This is a genomic window from Pedobacter alluvionis, from assembly GCF_003664035.1.
Lineage (GTDB): Bacteria > Bacteroidota > Bacteroidia > Sphingobacteriales > Sphingobacteriaceae > Pedobacter > Pedobacter alluvionis.
Genome location: NZ_RCCK01000011.1, coordinates 915,929 through 934,174, shown reverse-complemented (window position 1 = coordinate 934,174; position 18,246 = coordinate 915,929). Strand labels below are relative to the sequence as shown.

Here is an 18,246-nt window from a genome sequence, read left to right as displayed (position 1 = left end):
TTATTCTACTTTTGCAGCATAACACAAAATCAATATGCTTCAAATTCAGGAAAATATTTCTCTAAAACCATATAACTCATTTGGTATAGATGTTAAGGCCAGTTATTTTGCTGAGATATCCTCTGAAGCAGATCTGGTTAGTTTATTTAAAAACGAGCTTGTAAAATCTCAGCGGCTGTTAGTGATAGGCGGAGGTAGCAATGTGTTATTTACAAAGGATTACGATGGTTTAGTAATTAAAATCAGCATCAAGGGCATCCAATCTAAAGTTATTGATGAAAAAGTTTTGGTAACTGCTGGTGCAGGTGAGGTTTGGAACGATTTTGTAAACTATTGTGTTGAACATCATTTTGCGGGGGTAGAAAATTTAAGCCTGATTCCAGGTACAGTGGGTGCTTCGCCCATACAGAATATTGGTGCTTATGGCGTAGAGTTGAAAGACGTTTTCGAAAGTTGCACGGCATTTGAAATTAAAACCGGGAAAATGAAAACCTTCGGCTATGCAGATTGCCATTTCGGTTATCGTGAAAGTATTTTCAAAGGAGAGCTGAAGGGGCAGTATATTATTACATCTGTTATTTTTCGTTTGTCGGCCGAAGCAAAAATAAATACGTCTTACGGTGCAATTGAAACCGAACTGCTGAACAGGGGAATCGAAAACCCGGATATTGCAGATGTTTCATCTGCTGTATCGCATATCCGTGTGAGTAAACTGCCCGATCCATCAACAATTGGTAACGCTGGCAGTTTCTTCAAAAATCCGGTGATCGAAAAGCATGAATTTGCAGATATTGTGGCTAAACACCCCGATGTGGTGCATTATCCTACAGCTGATGATAAAATTAAACTGGCGGCAGGCTGGTTAATTGAGCAGTGTGGCTGGAAGGGTAAAGTAGTTGGGCAAACAGGTACCTGGAAAAACCAGGCTTTGGTTTTAGTTAATCATGCCCACGCAACTGGCACAGAAGTGTATAATTTTTCTGAACAAATAATAGACAGTGTTAAGTCTACTTTTGGAGTCACTTTAGAAAGAGAAGTAAATATTCTGTGACGAAAGCTTGCCAATATGTGGTTATACGCTTTTGGTACCGTGCCAGAAAAGTTTGGTATTAAGTTTGTTTGGGTTAAAGTGAATGGACAATAATTCATTTGTTACCTAAAGCTAAATATCATGACAAAATTTGAATTCAATCATCTGGTTAATCATCACTCGGTATCACTTAGATCTTATGCTTTAAATTTTACGAAAGACGCAGAAGACGCAAATGATTTGGTTCAGGATACGATGCTGAAAGCAATCACTTATTACAATAAGTTTAAAGAGGGGACGAATTTAAAAGGCTGGTTGTTTACGATCATGAAAAATACTTTCATTAACAACTATCGCCGATTGGTTAAAACAAATACTTTAATTACGCAGAGCGAGGATATTTCTTCTGCAAACCTCTCATATAGTGCAACCAAAAACCAGGCAGAAAGTAAATTTGTTTTAGGTGATATTGATAAAGCATTATCTCAATTACCTGAAGAATATTATGTGCCGTTTATCCGCTATTTTGAAGGTTATAAATACCATGAAATTGCAGATATGTTAGAAATTCCAATTGGAACAGTTAAAACACGCATACACGTAGCAAGGGGTATATTAAAAAAGTACCTTAAAACTTACTCAAAAGAAATTGCCAGTGTAGAATTGGTTTAAGATACATCTATTGAAAAACTAGGGGCTCAGATTTATCTGGGCCTTTTTTGTTATCCCTCCAAAAAGAAACGTCATCTCGACTGAAGCGCAGCGGAATGGAGAGATCTATCCTGGCAGGTTTAATTTCGCTGAGCACTTTCTTGGCTCTCGACTGCGTTACACTTCGCTCGAACTGACAGGTATAGGAAGTGTTGCAATAAATTTGAAACTCAGTAATGAAGCCTGAACTTTTGAGCAAAGTTTTCCAAAACATCCTAAAAAGCAAAAGGCCTGGAAAATCCAGGCCTTTTTGCTTATCATATATTTGGTTAGTTGATTCTTATTTTTTCTTTCAACAATTCGCCTTCTCTCTTATTTCGAAACAAATGAAAACCCCGAACAATTATGTGTTTTGAAGCTTTATTGCAGTGTTTTTGTTTTGTGGTTATAAAGATAAGGGAAATTTTAAATTTGTCAAGCTTTTTTTAACTTTTTTTTTATTTCTTTTGCTACCACTTGCCCGGATATGATTGCAGGTGGCACTCCGGGGCCAGGAACGGTTAATTGTCCGGTGTATAAAAAATTTGTTACCTTACTTTTCATTTTGGGTTTTAAGAAAGCAGTCTGTTTCAAAGTGTTTGCTAATCCATACGCATTTCCTTTAAAAGCATGGTAATCTTCAATAAAATCGTTCATGGCGTAACTCCGTTTAAACAGAATGTTACCATTAATATCGTTTCCAGTTAAATTTTTGAAGCGGTTTAACAATAAATTAAAATATTCTTCCCTCTTGCTTTCGCTATCTTCCAAATCAGGTGCAAGCGGAACCAAAAAGAAAAGGTTTTCGCAACCCTCTGGCGCTACGCCGGGATCGGTAACCGACGGACAGCAGGCATAAAACAATGGTTTTGTTGGCCATTGTGGATCAGTATAGATTTCTGCAGCATGTTGATCAAAATTCTCGTCGAAGAATAAGTTATGGTGTAATATATTGTCTAGTTTTTTATTTAGGCCGATATAGAATAATAGACAGGAAGGTGCCATTGTTCTCTCATCCCAATATTTTTTACTGTAGTTACGGTAAGGTTGATCAAAAAGATGTTGATCGATGTGCTGATAATCTGCATTACCTACCACGAAATCGCTTTTAAAGTTTCCTTTATCCGTAATTACGTATTCTGCAAGGTTGTTTTTTACTTCAATTTTGGTTACTTCTGTATCGAAAATAAATTTCACCCCTTCGCTTTCTGCAATTTGCTGCATGGCGGTTACAATTTTGTGCATGCCGCCCATAGGGTACCAGGTACCTAATACCAGATCGGCATAGTTCATCAGGCTATATAATGCGGGTGTGTTTTGTGGTGTAGCACCTAAAAATAGAACTGGGAATTCTAACAGTTTCCTTAAACGCTCGTTTTTGAACAACTGGTGTACGTGCTTGCGCATATTGCCCAAAAGCTGTAGTTTGATTCCGCTAACAGCTAAACGTGGGTCGAAATATTCCATTACACTATGCGAGGGTTTGAAAACATATTCGTTCATGCCTACATCGTATTTATACTTCGCCTGATCGAGGAAATGTTTTAGGTTGTCGCTGCTGCTGGGCTCTAGTTTTTCAAATAAAGCATATAGGTCATCTAATGTTGCTGGAACATCAATAGTGTCATTTTTGCCAAAATAAATGCGGTAAGAAGGACTTAGTCTTTTCAGTTCATAAAAATCGGCCGCTGTTTTATCAAAGATCTGGTAGTAGTTTTCGAAAACATCCGGCATCCAATACCAGCTCGGACCCATATCGAAAAGAAAGCCGTCTTTTTGCCAGGTTCTGGCCCTGCCACCGGCCATTTCGTTTTTTTCGATAACAGTAACATCACAACCATCTTTGGCCAATAAAGCTGCCGCAGCCAGGCCTGCAAAACCGGCACCTATAATAGTAACCGTGGGTTTTTTCTCCATGATGTAAATAAAGGAATTTTATTGCGTTTTGTTTTGGTTTTTTGTCATTCTGTTTTGTCATTCTGAACGCAGTGAAGAATCTTTCTTTTATTAAAAGTAATCTTTAAGGGAGCTTGATTAGATCGATAGTTTAGGTGTTGTGTTCCATAGGTTTTAGATCCTTCACTGCGCTCAGGATAACAGTGAAGAAAATTACTTTGTCATTCTGAACGCAGTGAAGAATCTTTCTTTTGTTAGAAATAATCTTATGGGAACTTGATTCGATCGATCGTTTGGGTACTGTATTTCTTCGGTTAAAGATCCTTCGCTACGCTCAGGATGACAGTAAAAAAAGGGGTTTGTTAACATACGCTATTCTTCGACGATTTCATCATTAAGAAAAACCCAATTTTTATTTTGTAACTCAATTAATGCATTCTTTTTTGCTCTTGTCCAGCCTTTTATTTCTTTTTCACGTTCAATAGCATGTTCAATGTGTTCAAATCTCTCAAAATAAACTAAGTAGTGGCAATTATATTTATAAGTAAAAGCGAACTTATTTTCTTTGTTCTCCTCGTGTTGCCTCAGCCTTACCTCTAGGTCATTTGTTACTCCAGTATAAACTACAGTTTTATTCTTATTAGTTAAGATGTAGACGGAGTAATTATGATTCATTATTAAAAATAAATATTTTTTCTTAAAAATTACTTTGTCATTCTGAACGCAGTGAAGAATCTTTCTTTTGTAGTAGTAATCTTTATGTAACCTTTATTGATCGATCGTTTAGGTGCTGTGTTTCATCGGTTGTAGATCCTTCGCTGCCTTCAGGATAACAGTGAGGATAAATAATTGTCATTCTAAACGCAGTGAAGAATCTTTCTTTTATTAAAAGTAATCTTTAATGGGAGCTTGATTAGATCGATCGTTAGGGTGCGGTATTTCATCCGCTATGGATCCTTCACTGTGCCGCAGGATCACAGTAGAAGCAAAAGCGCTTAGCTTTTCTTACCTTTGTCCATAACCATGATTAAAATACGCATTATATTTTTACTGCTCTTTGCAGTAAGCCATATTACTTACGCTCAGTTATCCACTAAAGAAATTGCGATATTAAAAATTAATATGGTTAAAGCGGTGGAAAACTCAAAGCTAACCGACTCTTTATTTGCCAGTTTGAACAAACTTCCCAATAAAACAGCCCTGATAACTGGCTACACAGGAACTCTGGAAGCGCTTAAAGCCAAACATTCCTGGAATCCATACAACAAGATCAAGTATGTAAGCCAATCGTTAAAAACAATGCAAAAAGCTATAGACATGGACAAGGAAAATCTGGAGATCCGTTTTATGCGGTTTTCAATTGAATTTTATACCCCTTCCTTTCTCGGTTTCAGTAAAGATTTGGTTCAGGATAAAAAAGAGATCGTTAAACATTATCAAAATGAAAACTTTGGTCTTGCCGATCGTGAACTGGTTAAAAACGTAGCTAAATTTATGATCGACAGTAAAAAATGCAGTTCTGCTGAAGTTAAACTTTTGACCAAACACCTTTAGAATGAAGTATATTTATCTACTTATTAATATTGCCGTAATTTTTTTTCCACTGGTTTTATCATTCGATAAAAAAGTGCATTTTTTTAGCAAATGGAAGTTTGTATTTCCTGCAATATTGCTTACTGGTATTATATTTTTAATTTGGGATATCCTGTTTACCAAGCTTGCGGTATGGTCTTTTAATCCCGATTATCTTATTGGGGTAAACCTTTTGGGGTTACCTTTAGAAGAGATTCTATTCTTTTTAACGGTTCCTTATGCCTGTGTGTTTATTTATGAGTGTTTGAATGCCTATTTTCCAAAAAACGACCTGCAGAAGTATAGCCTCGCGTTAAGTAATCTGTTTCTGGGGCTTTGTGTGGCCATTTTGTTTTTTGGTTATAACAGGTGGTACACGCTGATCAATTTTGGCTTTTTATTTATAGTACTGGCTTATGTGGAGTATGTGAATGTCGATTTTCGGTTTATGTACAAGTTCTATAGGGCTTACCTGGTTTCACTTATTCCTTTCTATATTGTAAATGGGTTTTTAACTTCTATACCTGTGGTGATGTACAACGATAAGCAAAACCTTGGTTTTAGAGTGGGTACCATTCCTTTCGAAGATCATTTTTATTTAATGGGGCTGTTGCTGATGAATATCTACCTGTACGAAGTTTTTAAAAGCAAGGGTGGTAAAAGCCAGGCGTAAAAGAAAATTGTTTATTTTTTTGGAAAACAAATGTGCAGTAGCGCTTGGCGGGGTTCAGTCCCGCTTACATTACTCCCGACTTAACGTCGGGATTCATTGCATCCGATAAGCTATCGGATCGGGTTTATTAACAATGGTTTCTGCACCCTGCAACCCCGAAAATGAAATGCTGTTTTGGTCCAATAGCCCCGGTTAAAGCGATACCCTGCAGCAACGAGGTACGAGGCAGCGAAGCGTATAAGCGTAAAACGGGAGGAAACCTGGGGCTTTTGTACAGGCTTTGTGCTTCAAATAAGAATAATAAATTGAAATACCGGGATATCGGTCTTCGACTCCGCTCAGACTGAGAACTTTGCATTGACCTTTTGCATTAAAAAATAATAGCTAATTAACCATATAAGACATTAAAGAAAACATAATCTTATATGCTTAAAAACCTTTTTGATTATCTTCAACCCGAAATTAATTTAAATGGATTTACCCAGCTATACCAAACAGCAACTCGCTTTACGCAACGGACAGGATAAACCTCAGATCTGGGTGGCTTATAAAGGTTTGATCTACGATATGACCAATAGCAGGCTGTGGCGGAACGGTAAACATTATGAGCACTGGGCCGGACAGGATTTGACTGACGAACTGCCCGATGCACCGCACACCGAAGCTGTTTTTGAAAAGTTTGTTCCGATAGCAATATTGGCTACACTAAGTTGATTTTTGTCAGGGTAGAATTAACGATAAAATTAGAATTAAGATATGTCATGTTGAGCCTGTCGAAACAGCTCGTGTAAAGTCTTTCGACAGGCTCAGGATGACAATTATTTATATTAAACTTCTATGGTGAAGGCACTTAAGTTTACAAATTCCTGAATTCTCGCTGCAACTTCTTCATCGGTTAAATTCAATAACTTTTCTGTTCCAAATTTCTCTACACAGAAAGAAGCCAGTGCAGAACCATAAATGATTGCATTTTTCATGTTATTGAAGTTAATTGTACCCACTTTAGCCAAATAACCGATAAAACCTCCTGCGAAGGTATCGCCAGCACCTGTAGGATCAAATACTTCTGCCAAAGGCAAGGCTGGGGCTGAGAAAATCTGATCTTCATGGAATAGCAATGCGCCATGCTCACCTTTTTTAATGATCAAATATTTTGGACCCATTGTAAGGATTTTCTTCGCTGCTTTTACCAATGAATATTCGCCCGATAACTGACGTGCTTCGGCATCATTAATGGTTAATACATCTACCATTTTAATGGTTTCCAATAAATCATCCATCATAATATCCATCCAAAAGTTCATGGTGTCCATTACGATTAATTTCGGGCGGTTTTTAAGGCGTTTAATTACCGTTTGCTGCACTTGTGGGGTTAGGTTACCTAACATCAGGTATTCGCAGTCCTGATAACTCTCCGGGATAACCGGGTCGAAATTTTCCAATACATTCAATTCCGTAATTAAAGTATCACGGCTGTTCATGTCGTTATGGTATTTGCCTGACCAGAAAAATGATTTTTCACCTGCTTTAATCTGTAGTCCTTCGGTATCAATACCGTGTTTGGTGAAGTTGTCGATGTCTGATTGATGAAAGTCATCCCCCACTACAGCCACAATTTTTGCTTTATTATAAAAGTAAGAAGCGGCTAAACTTGCGTACGTTGCAGCACCACCAACAATTTTATCTGTTTTTCCGAAGGGAGTTTCAATAGCATCAAAAGCTACAGTACCTATGATTATCAGGCTCATATATATGTATTAATTTTTTTTTTAAAATTTTTCACTGCAAATATTGCATAAATAATTTAAAAGCCCTAATATTGCATTCCCAAAACGAACAAGGGTATATGTGCTGTAAGGTATAGATAACCTCGTTTTAGGAAACAACCAGCACTCCTTCTTAGCTCAGCTGGTTAGAGCATCTGACTGTTAATCAGAGGGTCGCTGGTTCGAGCCCAGCAGAGGGAGCCATAGAGGGCAAACAGAAGAAATTCTCGTTTGCCCTTTCTTTTTTAACGCCTAATTGGCTGTTAATCAGGTATATAATCTGGAATAGAAAGTCTACCTTAGCGGTTCGATGTTGCAGTTGTTCAAATGTGACTTTTTCGGGGAACATCGAACCAATTATTTCTCGCTGAACTTTAATGTCTGATTTCCAATATATTACGTCTAACTTTGTAAGTTTATCAATTGCCCTGTCTAACACTTCTTCCACTTGATTTATTGACATAGTATTTGATGGTATCTCTGTAAGCTTGGCTTCCAACCGCATGATTGTCTTTTCCGCTTCTACCTTGATTGTTTTATAATCTATACCATCTATATCCCCTGCAAGCAATAACTCTCGTGCTTTTGTGATCCTATTGTTTTGTTCAGTGATCTGTTTTATATATGATGTTTTACTATCCTTATCACTTCCAGTCAAACTTATAAAGCTGTCAAGTATTGCGGTTTTAAAGTGTCCTACTGACTCTTGTCTTAAAACGTAGTTTTGAAGTTCAGTGAGAAAAAGCTCGTTAACTTCTTCTGCTTTCTTTCTATAACCACATGAGGACGAACAATGATAATAGTAATAATAGTTATTACGGCCTTTTGAAGCACTTGCACATAATGTCCTTGTACAATTCGAGCAGTCAATAAAGCCTTTCAGCGGTAACATGCTTTTCGACATAATAGTAGTTTTGATAGCTTTCTTCTTTCCATTTAAAATGTCCTGCACATCGTAAAACAATTCTTGGGATATTATACCCTTGTGTTGTCCTTTAGCTACAAATGCCTTCTCATCCCCATAAGCAGGAATTGGGATTAATCCGCAGTATATTGGATTTCTGATTGCTACCAAGAAATTATTTTTATTGCAAGCCAATCCTAATGCTTTTGCTCTCTTAAATACTTGCTCAGTTGAATATTTCGCCTCAGCTAATTCATGAAATGCCCATTTCATGATACGAGCCTGATCATTATTTGGTTCTATATACTTGTTTTTTCCATCCGGTGAACAACGATTCCGGTAACCAACTGGGGCTCTACCTGTCCATCTTCCTTCTTTCTTTGCCCTTCTCATTCCATATAGGGTATTTAGAGCCCTTCGGTCATTCTCTATTTCAGGCGTAGTTAAATAAATGGCCAGCATCATTTTATTTTCCGGCACTGACATATCTAAAGGTTGCTCAATAGCTTGTGGCTCTACACCCAGCTTTTTGAGTATTGCAATCATCTGGTAAGCATCTGGCGCATTTCGGCTAAACCGATCCCACTTAGTAAACAATATTAGATCGATTTTATTCCTGAGCCTTTTAAGGTTTTCAATTAATTCAGTCCATCTAGGACGCATAAATGTCTTAGCAGAATGATCCTCATATATAACCTTTCTAACCTCAATTTTATTGAGGTCACAATATTTGCGTAACACCTCTTCTTGGCTACGTTGTGAATATCCTTTGTCAGCTTGCTCGTCTGTACTTACCCTGATATATAAATCTGCTGTTTTCATTTTATAAAGTTCTGATTTACAATCAATTTACTTAAAAAATACAACAAATCCAAATATTTTTCAGCATCTTTTTTCGATATTGTTATCCCTCTTTTATCGAGATCCTCTATAACTTTTTCAGGGGTTAAGCTTCTAATTATATCGTTGTCTGTTTTCATAAGCATTTGTTTAAATGCAATTATGAAACTATTCACAATAATTATTTGACAACTACCCAAATAGGTGTTAGAATTAAGATGAAATTAATACATATAATTTTCAAATTCTGCAGGTGCATTCTGCAAGAAAATGTCTTCGTAGGTGCTGGTATATTTAGGAAATGCTTTTAAAATTGGTTACACCAGAGCAATATGTTTTTGCGTCCTTTTATATTTAAGGTTTGTAGAAATTTCAGATGAATATAAATATCACGACCTGGCTACATCTTTATAACAAGGTTAATTAGCATTTACAATCCCCTGTATTGTTTAATCCGGTGAAATGATAATAGGAAAATGGCAAATCTAAACTCCCTTACCATTTCAAAAAAGGTTTTTAAATTTTGATGTTATGGCCTATTAGAACTTATGGATCAATCTTTCACTGCACCTATAGTTTTGAAGCTATATGCACTATATAAATTAACAACATCCTCATGGCATTAACCAGCAATTTCGGCGGCTCAATTAAAACTGATGTCAAGTATTTTGTTAATTAAATATCGAGTTGTTTATTAGATATAAGTATTATATATTTTTAATATTTAAGTTACAGAAGATAAAGGAATAATGATTTAGTATTCAGAAAATGACCTAGCGGGCTAAAATGATACCCTTATTTCATTAACTTGCGAAATATTTTATAACAAAATGTCTGCTTTAAATAGCTAATTAAAAGCACACACAGGAATGATACCAAAAATGACTACAACAAAAGTGCATAACTTAAGTGCATTCGCTTGGTCTATTGCAGACATACTTCGAGGGGATTTTAAGCAATCTGAATATGGCAAGATTCTATTGCCTTTTGTGGTTTTGCGCAGGCTCGATTGTATTTTAGAAAACACAAAAAATAGTGTTTTATCGACTTTTGAAAAAATGCCTCAAGGTATTGACGAGTATACTATTGATATGATGCTTTTCAACGCAGTAGGCGGCGGATTAAAAGTGTATAATCTAAGTAATTTCACATTCAAAAAAATTCATCAACAGGATCCCTTAGATGTTCACAAAAACCTAATTGATTATGTTACAAAATTTAATCCTAGTGTCCGGGATATATTTTTAGATAAATTTTTGTTCACTGACCAACTCAAAAGATTAAAAGATGGTGGAATACTTTGGCAAGTTTTTGAGAAATTTTGTAAAATAGACTTACATCCCGATACAGTTTCAAACATTGAGATGGGATATCTATTTGAAGATTTGATAAGAAAATTCTCCGAAATTTCCAATGAAACTGCAGGAGAGCATTTTACACCTCGTGAAGTTATACGTTTAATAGTAGATTTATTGTTGATAAATGACGCCCACGCATTAGCAGGCTCTGGAATTGTTCGCACAGTTTATGATCCAGCTTGCGGGACTGGTGGTATGCTCGCGATTGCTGAAGAACAAATGAAAAATCTCAACCCTAAAATTAGAGTTGAATTATATGGACAAGAATTAAATGGGGAGTCATTTGGTATTTGTAAGTCTGATATGCTAGTAACCGGCCACAATCCCGAACAAATAGCGTTTGGAAATACACTAACAGAGGATGCACATATAGAGAAAAAATTTCACTATATGTTGTCCAATCCGCCTTACGGAGTTGATTGGAAGAAGTATGAAGATTTTATAAAGGCAGAAGCAAAAACTCTTGGACAAAAAGGGCGATTTGGTGCTGGGTTACCTCGTGGCTCTGACGGGCAACTGCTTTTTCTACAACATATGATTTCTAAGTTACGCGATGACGAAATTGGTTCCAGAATTGGAATAGTTATGAATGGATCACCACTACTTAATGGCGATGCCGGATCAGGAGAAAGTGAAATTAGACGGTGGATTATTGAAAATGATTGGTTAGAAGCAATAATAGCATTACCGATAGAGCTTTTTTATAATACTGATATTCAAACTTATATCTGGATTTTGTCTAGCCGTAAACTGAAAGAAAGAAAGAATAAAATACAATTAATTGATGCTAGCAGTGAGAAATTTACAGTTTTTCTACGTAAAAGTCTAGGTGATAAACGTAGAGAAATTCCAGAAAGTGCTCGTCATGAGATAGTGAAAATCTATGCTGAAATGTTAAATGGAAACAGTGAATGGGGTGAGTATTCCAAAATATTCGATAATTCGGATTTTGGTTATCGTGAAGTTAGAGTAGACCGACCTTTACGTTTAGTATTCCAAATAACGTCAAATAGCATTGAGAAAATGAAATTGGATAAGCACTTCATGAAAATGAGTGAGCAGGATCAAGCAGAAATTATAAAGATACTTGAAAAAAGTAGTGAAGCTTTATTCAAGAACAAAGTTGAATTTGAACGAGTCGCACTAAAAAAAATACTGTCACTACCTTTTAAAATAAGCAATCCCCTGAAGAAATTATTAATAAGCGTATTCTCTCAAAAAAATGCTGAAGGGGATATATTTCTAGATGATAGTGGAAATAAACTTCATGACACCGACCTGCGAGAGTATGAAAACGTTCCACTGAAACAAGATTGGCAAGATTATTTTAAGGACGAAATCCAACCCTTTTATTCAGATGCTTGGATTGATAAAACTTATTCCGATCATCAAGATGGAAAAATCGGTAAAGTTGGATACGAAATCAATTTTAATAAATATTTTTTCAAATATTTTAGACCCAGACCATTATCTGATATAAATTCTGAATTACAGGTGATGGAAAAGGAAATCAGATTACTACTAAAGGAATTAGCATCATGATTACGCTTCAAGAAATTATCCACGGAATCATACCCCCAAAAGATTGGGGTTTATATAAGTTTAAACAAATTCTTAAAGCCAAGAAGACAAATAAAAACTATGGGATGATAGAAAAAAACTTATTATCTCTAAGTTATGGAAGAATTATTGAGAAGGACATTGAAAATAATGAAGGCTTAGTTCCAGAAAGTTTTGAGTCGTATCAAATTGTAGAAAAAGGCGACATTGTTATGCGACTCACTGATCTTCAAAACGATAAAAGGAGTTTGAGGCAGGCGTATTCGCTTCATAAAGGTATTATAACATCAGCTTACGATGTTGTGTCAGTCTCGCAAGAGCACTATGATAAGTATTGGTTTTACTTCTTATATGCTACCGATCTAGCGAAGTTTTACTATTCTCTGGGAGGCGGGGTTAGACAATCTATTAAATTCGACAATTTTCCTAACTACTGGGTTTCCGCTCCTGATAAGAAGATTCAATTACAAATTGTTGAAAAACTTGAAAAAGAGCTGAATAAAATCGATGCATTAATACAAAAAGTTGCAGGAAGACGGTCGTTAATTGTTGCAGAAACTAATTCATTTTTATCCATTCTCAATGAAAAACGTGCATCATTGATTATAAATATGATTTCGGGGAACTAGAATATGAGTACATTCTCAAATTTATCAATTCATAAGGAAATTGTGTTAGAACAAATCTTAACCGATAATTTGGTGAATAATCAGGGGTACGTTTTGCGTGACTCTGGCGATTTCGATAAATTTTTGGCATTAGATAAAGATTTGGTATTGAAGTTCATAAAACATACTCAGATTATTGAATGGCAAAGATTGGAAAAACAATACTCAACTGCTTCTGAAGCCGAATTTTTTAAACAACTTACAAAAGGTTTAAAACAACGGGGAACCTTAGATGTCTTGCGAAACGGAATAAAACTAGTTCCAGGAATAAAGTTCAGTTTGTGTTTTTTTAAACCTGCATCCAAGTTAAACCTCGAACTTTCAAGTCATTTTGAGGCGAATATATTAAGTTGCATAAGGCAAGTGAGGTATAGTTTAAAAAGCGAAAATGCTATAGATGTTGTACTATTTGTTAATGGAATTCCCATAGTGACCCTAGAGTTGAAAAATCTTCTTACGGGTTCAAGTTTCAAGACCGCCGAAAAACAATACAAATATGACCGTCAACCAGCTGGAGAACCACTTCTTACTTTTAAACAAGGAGCATTAGTTCACTTTGCATTAGATGAAGATAATGTCTCAATGACAACTCGTCTGGCTAATGGGAAGACGATGTTTTTGCCTTTCAATAGAGGACGTGAGGAGGGCGCAGGAAACCCTGACATAGAAAATGAGTTCAGAGTAGCATATTTATACAAAGATTTAGTTGATACCAAGGCAGTTTTTTCTAAAGACATTTTGTTAGATATAATAGGAAAATTTATACATTTCGATACAACTGATGGTAAGGAAGTCACAATTTTTCCTAGATATCAACAATTGGATGCTGTTTTAAAGATTCTCGAACATGCAAAATCTTTCGGATCAGGTCATAATTATCTTCTTCAACATTCCGCAGGCTCTGGGAAATCTAATACTATTGGATGGGCCGCACATCGACTTATAACACTTCATGATGATAATGACCAACCAATTTTCGAAACAGTAATCATTGTTACGGATCGAATTGTACTGGACAGGCAATTGCAAAATACGGTCGCACAATTTGCACAGACGAAAGGTGTGGTAAAAAAGATAGATGGCACTTCGAAACAATTAAAAGAAGCCATTTTAAAAGGCTCAAGAATTATTATAACTACTATACATAAATTCTCTACAGATCACCTAAGAGAAATATCAGGACTATCAAATCGAAAATTTGCCATCCTAATAGACGAAGCGCACGGTTCACAATCAGGTAGCCATGCTGATAATCTAGCAAAAGTTTTATCTCGTGAAGATCAAAACAATGAGAATTTATCAATTGAAGATGTTATTGCAGATTATCAAAGGGAACGTGGCCCTCAGCCAAATATCAGTTATTTTGCTTTTACGGCTACCCCAAGGAATGTAACTCTCGAAAGATTTGGAACAAAAGGTAATGATGGCTTACCACATCCGTTTCATTTATACTCAATGAGACAAGCTATTGAAGAAGGTTTCATCCTTGATGTGTTACAAAATTATATGACTTATGGGGCTTACTATAAACTTGAAAAAGCTATTGATAAAGATCCAACGATGCTTGGTAGGCAAGCACAGAGAAAGGTTGCACGCTTTGCATCTTTGCATCCAACAGCGATAGCTCAAAAAGTAGAAGTAATTGTTGAACATTTTAAAAGACATGTTCTTGGTGAGTTAGAAGGACAAGCCAAAGCAATGGTTGTTACACAAAGTCGCGAGCATGCTATCAAATATTATTTTGGAATAAAAAAATACATTACAGATCAAAATTACAATAATATTAAAGCAATTGTAGCTTTCTCGGGAGAAATTAACGTCAATCAGGAAAGCTATACAGAAGCCGGAATCAATGGATTTGCTGAAACAGAGCTTCCTGTACAATTTGATGGAATCGACTATCGACTACTTATTGTAGCAGAAAAATACCAAACGGGATTTGACCAACCGAAACTTTGCGCAATGTACGTTGATCGTAAACTTAATGGTCTTCAAGCAGTCCAAACGTTATCTCGGTTAAATAGAACTTACGCCGGAAAAGAAAATACATATATTTTGGATTTTCAAAATAGCATTGAAGATATACAAAATGCCTTCAAACCTTATTTCGAAAGGACAGCCTTAGAAGCGATTTCAGATCCAAATCAAATTTATGAATTAGAATCAAGAATTCAATCATTTCATATTATAGATGAAAAAGAAATAAACAGATTTGCAGAAATTTATTACAATATTTCATTGGAAATTTCTGATCGAATTACTTTGGAGGCAATTCTAAGGCTTGCTGTAGATCGCTTTAGATATGAAGATGAAAAGAAGCAGGACGAATTCCGGCAGTTATTAAAAAGCTTCATTAGGTTTTACTCTTTTGTAGCACAAGTAGTTAGACTTGAAGACACTAACTTGGAGAAACTTTTTTCTTATTTAACATGGTTAATGAAACTGTTACCTAGTAGAGAAGTGCCAATGGATTTTGAAATAACTGATAATATGCTCAGACTTCAGGCTTTTAGAGTTGAAAAAAAGCAAGAAAGAAATGCTTCATTGGTTGCAGGATCAACTACGCATCTTAATCCTATAGACGATTTTGGTGCTAATAGTAGAAGTGAGGATGAAGAAATTTCATTGTCTGAAATAGTCGATAATTTTAATCAGAAACATGGAACAACCTTTTCAAAGGATGATTTTCTAAAATTTGAAAAAGTAAATGCAGATTTATTAGGTGATGGTGATTTCAAAGATATGCTTAAAAATAATCCACATGATGTAGTATTCAGTGCTTTTTCATATGCTTTCTTTGATGGTGTAATTAAATTATTTCAACGTGAAAACCAATTCCAGAACATAGTCATGACAGATGCAGACGCAAGGAATCAAGCTATATCTCATTTTTTCAACAAAGCAATTAAAGAAGCTAGACAAAGCATATAAAATTACTCTCTCCCTCAGCATACTAGCTAATGCCCTTATTTTATGACTATTATTTAAATTAATCGCTGTATACCTACAAAGCTGGGCAACTTTATGGTAAAATACCGAGGGAGTTTCTATCTCAAAATATTGCTCCACTTCCGGCTCAAATAAAGAACTTTGGCGTCTTTTTATTTAAACCTGAAAGATCTTTTCATGAATCAAAAGGCAAACATTATTTGAATAATGTGTCATTCATAACATCAAAAAAATTGTAACAACTACCCAACAGGTTGTCAAAGACATACTTTTTGGTAACTCAATTTTGGCTTTGAATTAAATAACAAAGTCATGAAAAAGACCCGCAAAAAAACGCCTTTCAAGGCCAGCGATTTTTTAGGCAACTTTCAGCCAAAGATCAAAAAAGTAAAAGAAGAACCTCGGCATAGGATACGCCAATTTTTAAGGACATCAATCCCGCTAAGTCTGATTAGAAATCGACAGCAATCTGAAGATCAGGTTACGCAATGACCTAAAGTCAATCTCAGAGAATTTCAAAATTTTATTAACTCATTCCGAAGGTCAAAGCAGACCTCCGGTGATCTGCATTGAAGCTCGCGTGAGCTTAGCAAAGATGTATTTTCGTATACGAAAATCTCTTTGCCGTCCGTCCGGACGGAGGATCACTCGGAACTCGTGATCCTGAAGTCAATGATAAGTGTAGCCTATGCCAAGGAGAAAAGCGAAGGACCAGGAGAGCATATTAAGTCATCCCATAATTGTCAGGCTTACCGAAAATCAGTTTAAAAAGCTTGAAAAGATCCGCATAGAAAGTGACATTAAAACGATTGGTGAGGTTGTGCGTAAGATCCTAACCAACCGACCTATAAAACTTCTTCATAAGGACATATCAATGAACCAACCAATGGAAGAAATGGCACTGATCCGAAAAGAGATCAAAAGTATTGGTGTTAATATCAATCAGCAGACCCACCGCTTCCACATCAGCCAAAGCGATACAGAAAGAGCCTTTCACGCCCTTAAAACCTCCGAGACATATAAATCCATAGAACCAAAGATAGATCGCCTTATATCCATCATATCTAAACTAGCTGAAAAATGGTTGCAAGAATAAAGATTGGTAAAAGTATCCGTGGAATCCTGCACTACAACGAAAGCAAGGTAACTGAAGGGGAGGCAAAATTAATTCTGGCAAGTGGATTTGCCGGAGAGATCGAGACGATGACTTTTGGTAACAAACTAAAAAGATTCGAGCATCTGACTGAACTAAAACCCACCGTAGAAACCAATGCGCTTCACATCTCGTTGAATTTCCATTCAGATGAGCAAATAAGCAGCACCAAGATGCAGGAAATCGCCATTAGATATATGGAGGAGATTGGATTTGGTGAGCAGCCGTTTTTGGTTTACAGACATAATGATGCAGGGCATCAACATATCCATATTGCCACAACAAGTATCCAGAGGAACGGAGAAGCTATTTCCTTACACAATATTGGAAGAGTTTTATCTGAGCCAGCTAGAAAAAAAATAGAAAAGGAATTTGATCTCATAGTTGCAGAATCTAAAAAGTACAAACAAGAAGCTGGAATTAAACCTGCGGACTTGGAAAAGGCGAAATATGGCCGCTCGTCCACAAAAAAGCAGATAAGCAACGTATTATCCGCTATAGTAGGAAATTATAAATACACTTCAATTGCTGAATTGAATGCAGTATTGAGGCAATTTAATGTAACGGCAGACAGAGGGCAAGAAGATACCCAAATGTTCGCCAAAAAAGGTTTGGTCTACTCTTTAATAGACAAAGAAGGTAATAAGATTGGAGTTCCAATTAAGGCCAGTGCATTTTACAGTAAACCAACGTATCGAAACATCGAAAAAAAATTCGACAAAAATTTAGAAAGCCGAAAGCCATTTAAACCAGCCATGATCAAAAAAGTTAATGGGGTTATTACAAAATACGAACGCTTAACTATCCAAACGTTCAAAGCTGAACTCAACAAACAAAATGTTGAATTGGTACTAAGGATAAACGATCAGGGGCGTATTTACGGAACAACTTTTATTGACCATGCAAATAAGACCGTTTTTAATGGCAGCGATTTAGGCAAAGCATATAGCGGAAATGCAATTGCACAACTAATTAGTTCATCCGATCAATTACGAACTTATTTAAAACCTGCAATAAGCCAAGCGACATATCTGAAGCCAGTCTCTGGCGAAACCAACCATACTTATCTGGAGCCCAATACCGCAACGGATTTTCTGAATGAATTGCTAGGCAAATCTCAGCCTGACTATATGCCTCGAATACGGCGGAAGAAGAAGAAAAAAAGAAACCAAGGATTAACCCTTTAA

General features: G+C 36.1%; 15 protein-coding genes and 1 tRNA gene. 11 read left to right on the top strand and 5 right to left on the bottom strand.

The features are described 5' to 3' along the window. Positions 1-34 precede the first annotated feature (34 nt). Positions 35-1,051, top strand: a complete 1,017-nt coding sequence (murB, locus tag BCL90_RS11735; protein WP_121284156.1) for a UDP-N-acetylmuramate dehydrogenase — start codon at positions 35-37, stop codon at positions 1,049-1,051. A 120-nt stretch (positions 1,052-1,171) separates the two neighbouring features. Then, complete coding sequence (locus BCL90_RS11730) at positions 1,172-1,702, top strand: RNA polymerase sigma factor (protein ID WP_121284155.1); 531 nt, start codon at positions 1,172-1,174, stop codon at positions 1,700-1,702. A 453-nt stretch (positions 1,703-2,155) separates the two neighbouring features. On the opposite strand, the gene BCL90_RS11720 is transcribed toward BCL90_RS11730, so the two are convergent. Next, on the bottom strand, positions 2,156-3,637 hold the full coding sequence (locus tag BCL90_RS11720; RefSeq protein ID WP_121284153.1) for a phytoene desaturase family protein: 1,482 nt from the start codon (positions 3,635-3,637) through the stop codon (positions 2,156-2,158). 351 nt (positions 3,638-3,988) lie between these two features. Further along, a complete protein-coding gene (locus BCL90_RS11715) occupies positions 3,989-4,291 on the bottom strand; it encodes a GIY-YIG nuclease family protein (RefSeq protein WP_121284152.1) in 303 nt (100 codons plus the stop codon). Positions 4,292-4,639: 348 nt separating this feature from the next. Here BCL90_RS11715 and BCL90_RS11710 point away from each other — a divergent pair, with 348 nt between their 5' ends. From BCL90_RS11710 to BCL90_RS11700, 3 genes are all read left to right on the top strand, one after another. After that, a complete protein-coding gene (locus BCL90_RS11710; protein ID WP_121284151.1) occupies positions 4,640-5,170 on the top strand; it encodes a hypothetical protein in 531 nt (176 codons plus the stop codon). A gap of 1 nt (position 5,171) precedes the next feature. Then, the gene (locus BCL90_RS11705; RefSeq protein ID WP_121284150.1) at positions 5,172-5,861 is read left to right on the top strand and encodes a lycopene cyclase domain-containing protein; all 690 of its coding nucleotides are present in this window, start codon (positions 5,172-5,174) and stop codon (positions 5,859-5,861) included. 471 nt (positions 5,862-6,332) lie between these two features. Further along, positions 6,333-6,575: a cytochrome b5 domain-containing protein gene (locus BCL90_RS11700; RefSeq protein ID WP_121284149.1), complete on the top strand. Its 243-nt coding sequence runs from the start codon at positions 6,333-6,335 to the stop codon at positions 6,573-6,575. A 113-nt stretch (positions 6,576-6,688) separates the two neighbouring features. On the opposite strand, the gene BCL90_RS11695 is transcribed toward BCL90_RS11700, so the two are convergent. Beyond that, a complete protein-coding gene (locus tag BCL90_RS11695) occupies positions 6,689-7,609 on the bottom strand; it encodes a PfkB family carbohydrate kinase (RefSeq protein ID WP_121284148.1) in 921 nt (306 codons plus the stop codon). 145 nt (positions 7,610-7,754) lie between these two features. Here BCL90_RS11695 and BCL90_RS11690 point away from each other — a divergent pair. Next, positions 7,755-7,831, top strand: a tRNA-Asn gene (locus BCL90_RS11690). Here BCL90_RS11690 and BCL90_RS11685 read toward each other — a convergent pair. After that, the gene (locus BCL90_RS11685; protein ID WP_121284147.1) at positions 7,794-9,353 is read right to left on the bottom strand and encodes a recombinase family protein; all 1,560 of its coding nucleotides are present in this window, start codon (positions 9,351-9,353) and stop codon (positions 7,794-7,796) included. The genes BCL90_RS11690 and BCL90_RS11685 overlap by 38 nt on opposite strands. Beyond that, positions 9,350-9,511: a hypothetical protein gene (locus tag BCL90_RS25710; RefSeq protein ID WP_166792104.1), complete on the bottom strand. Its 162-nt coding sequence runs from the start codon at positions 9,509-9,511 to the stop codon at positions 9,350-9,352. Before BCL90_RS25710 ends, BCL90_RS11685 begins: the two co-directional genes overlap by 4 nt. Before the next feature lie 741 nt (positions 9,512-10,252). Here BCL90_RS25710 and BCL90_RS11680 point away from each other — a divergent pair. From BCL90_RS11680 to BCL90_RS11655, 5 genes are all read left to right on the top strand, one after another. Further along, positions 10,253-12,271, top strand: a complete 2,019-nt coding sequence (locus BCL90_RS11680; protein ID WP_121284610.1) for a type I restriction-modification system subunit M — start codon at positions 10,253-10,255, stop codon at positions 12,269-12,271. Then, positions 12,268-12,918 (top strand): restriction endonuclease subunit S domain-containing protein, encoded by a 651-nt coding sequence (locus BCL90_RS11675; protein WP_121284146.1) that lies wholly within the window; start codon positions 12,268-12,270, stop codon positions 12,916-12,918. The genes BCL90_RS11680 and BCL90_RS11675 overlap by 4 nt, the downstream gene beginning before the upstream one ends. 3 nt (positions 12,919-12,921) lie before the next feature. Next, positions 12,922-15,888 carry a type I restriction endonuclease subunit R gene (locus BCL90_RS11670; protein ID WP_121284145.1) on the top strand — a complete coding sequence of 989 codons (2,967 nt, stop codon included), beginning with the start codon at positions 12,922-12,924 and terminating at the stop codon, positions 15,886-15,888. A 706-nt stretch (positions 15,889-16,594) separates the two neighbouring features. Then, positions 16,595-17,002 carry a mobilization protein gene (locus tag BCL90_RS11660; RefSeq protein WP_121284143.1) on the top strand — a complete coding sequence of 136 codons (408 nt, stop codon included), beginning with the start codon at positions 16,595-16,597 and terminating at the stop codon, positions 17,000-17,002. After that, a complete protein-coding gene (locus BCL90_RS11655) occupies positions 16,987-18,246 on the top strand; it encodes a relaxase/mobilization nuclease domain-containing protein (RefSeq protein ID WP_121284142.1) in 1,260 nt (419 codons plus the stop codon). The genes BCL90_RS11660 and BCL90_RS11655 overlap by 16 nt, the downstream gene beginning before the upstream one ends.